The sequence below is a fragment of the Streptomyces sp. NPDC093801 genome (assembly GCF_040701585.1).
GTDB lineage: Bacteria > Actinomycetota > Actinomycetes > Streptomycetales > Streptomycetaceae > Streptomyces.
The window spans coordinates 1-2618 of record NZ_JBFBDP010000103.1; the positions used below are offsets into that span (position 1 = coordinate 1).

The 2618-nt window shown below is 70.2% G+C and carries 2 protein-coding genes; both read left to right on the forward strand.

Annotated elements, in window-relative coordinates; translation table 11 throughout:
• Positions 1–466 precede the first annotated feature (466 nt).
• Positions 467–772 (forward strand): helix-turn-helix transcriptional regulator, encoded by a 306-nt coding sequence (locus tag AB0469_RS41010; RefSeq protein WP_366456708.1) that lies wholly within the window; start codon positions 467–469, stop codon positions 770–772.
• Between the two features lie 774 nt (positions 773–1546).
• The gene (locus tag AB0469_RS41015; RefSeq protein ID WP_366456709.1) at positions 1547–2317 is read left to right on the forward strand and encodes a hypothetical protein; all 771 of its coding nucleotides are present in this window, start codon (positions 1547–1549) and stop codon (positions 2315–2317) included.
• The last annotated feature ends 301 nt before the right edge of the window (positions 2318–2618 follow it).

Consider the following 2618-nt stretch of genomic DNA (forward strand, 5'->3'; position numbering starts at 1 on the left):
AGCCCGAGGTCTTCCAGGTAGCAGTAGCGGCACCGCTTGGGGCAGCCCTGGACGGGGTTGACGGCCATCCAGGTGTCGTGCTGGTCGATGACGGGCTCGTAGACGGGCGTGGCAGGTGGCATGGGGGCTCCCTTGGGGCCGCTCGCGGTGGGCGGCGGCCCGAAGGGAGCGGCGGATCAGCTGGTGCCCGGGGTGGTGTGGGTGTCGCCGGATTCGAGGGCGAGCTTGCGCAGGATGGGCCCGTACTCGGGGTGGGCGAGGGCGGTGGCCATTCAGGCACCGGCACATCGCTTCGACGATGGCGTACGTGAAGCCGTCGCAGCGGTTCGTCGAGGACGCCTGGCAGCGCGCCACCGACTCGGCCGTCCGCGCCCTGGCCGTCTGACCGGAGAGGGCAATGGACATGACCCCACCAGGACCAGGGCTTGCGGACCCGGCCTCGCCTGGCGTTCAGTGGCAGTTGCGGATGGCGGCAGCGGAGCGCGGTGTGTGGACCGGGACCCAGCTACGGCGGCTACTGGTTGAGAAGGCGGGACTGGAGCTGTCCGCAGCCTCGGTGTCGGCTCTGTTCACCAGGCAGCCGTCCCAGGTGAAGCTGCCCACCCTGGCCGCGCCGTGTACGGCCCTGGACTGCGCTCCTGGAGATCTCCTCGTGCTCGGCCCCGCAACGCTCGTACCAGCCTCGGGACCCGCGCTGGCAGGGCTGCCAGACGAGAGGCCATCGCCTGGTCCGTCGCGAGTAGCCGGGAGACGGTCACTGCCTCCCCTCTGACCTCCGCGGCTCTTCGTCGGCCGTCCTTCCACCTACTTGGCAGGTTCAAGATCCATGTCAGCCTCCGTTCCTGGCGCCGTGCAGGGCCGCTGTCCCGGCTGGACGAAGATGCCCTGGCTGCGCCCAGGGTCGGGCTCGTGTGCCTGGTGCTTACGGACGTGTCCTGGCTGTGGAGGCGGCAGACGCCCTGCGGAGGAGACGTGCGCTGCTTGCCGGCGCCGGGCCGTGGGCAGGCCGGCGCTCGGGCCATGTCGGCGATGCGGGCGCCGGCGCATTCTGGACGCGGCGACCCAATGATGCCGTCCGTGCCCGATCCTGCGAGGGCTAAGCCGCCTGCGGCCTGCACGGGATGCGGCGTGGCGTCCCAATGGGCGCGGGGCATGTGCAAGCGCTGCTACGAATACCCGCCTCACACGGTCGGTACCCGCGCGGCAGGCTGGGCCCGCCGGATGCCCTGCACGCCGGCTTGGTGGGAGCAGTTCGCCGTGTATCTGGCAAAGCACCGCAACGTCTTCTACGGCGCGGACGCCCTCGCTCACACGGCCCGCCTCGTCATCGGCACAGGCCATACCGACCCGCACGGTCTGCTTGCCGAAGCCCGCCGCACGCGCGCCTGGCTCAGCCGGCTGCTCGCGGACTTCTTCCACACCCACCACCACCTCGACACCCCCGCAGACATCCAGAGCACGCGGGCCGAGACCCGTCGGCAGCGCCGGATCGAGGCCGTTCCCGCCCCCGCTGCGCCCTGCCGCACATGCTTTCGCGGAGGTGCTGGTGGCCCGGCGGGAGAACGCCGAGCGTCTCGGGCTGCGACCGAATCAGCTCAAGACCATCGAGATCCGCCTCGACACCGTCCGGGACCTGGCACTCCACCTCCACGCGAAGGACCACACCACCTGGGCGGGCGTGAACGCCACCGACCTTGAAGCGTTCCTGGCCCGGAACACGGCTCGCCGGGCTTCCTGGATGGCGGGCCCACGCCAATCCTTCGCGCACTCCCACCGGACCGGCCTGGTGCTGCACGACCCCGCCGCGGGCATGGCGGCCCCGCAGTCACGAGGCTTTAGCGGCCCCACCCTCACCCTCGACGAACAGCGTGCCCTCTACCGCCGCTGGAGCGCCAGCGAGGGTGTCCTGCCGCACGAGGCGTTCATCGGCCTGGCGGCTCTTTTGCACGCTGCCACCACCGCCGAATTCCAACACCTCACCCTCACGGACATCGCCACCGCCTCCCGAACGGTCCGCTTCCCCGGGCGCAGCATCGATCTCGCTCTCGACGACGCCACATGGCGAGCCCTGGAAGCCTGCCTCACCCACCGCCACGCCCTGCACACGGACAACCCGCACGTACTCGTCACCCGGCTCACCAGAGTCACCACCGGCCCGGCCGGCGCAGCCCACATCCGAGACAGCCTCGCACCAGTCGGCCTCCTCCCGCGGATCCTGCGCTCCACACGGCTGCTCACCCTTGCCGACGAACTCGACATCAAGCAACTCACCGTGGCCCTGGGCATGTCCTACAGCGGAACTGCCCACTACCGGTAGCACTCTGAGTCCCTGTCACTCTCTGACCCACGACGAGCCGAAGCCACAGCGATGCAACCCATCCATTCCAGAGACAATCCGGAAGCAATACTGAAGCACACCCGGTGCCCTGCTCCATCTCTCGCCTGCGCCAGGCCGCTCGGCCCCCGGCTGACAGGAGCCGACATCGAGTGACAGCAATCGCCATGCGCTACAGCCGCAGGGCGCCCAGCCTTCTCCCGGCCAGCCCCGGGAACTCCGCAGGCCAGTTGCCGACCGCAGCACACACCATCGCCCTGCTGCCAGCCGCCCGCGGAGCGGG

Coding starts and splice junctions, on each gene's coding strand:
- AB0469_RS41010 (WP_366456708.1), top strand. CDS start 467: ATGGCGGCAGCGGAGCGCGGTGTGTGGACCGGGACCCAGCTACGGCGG.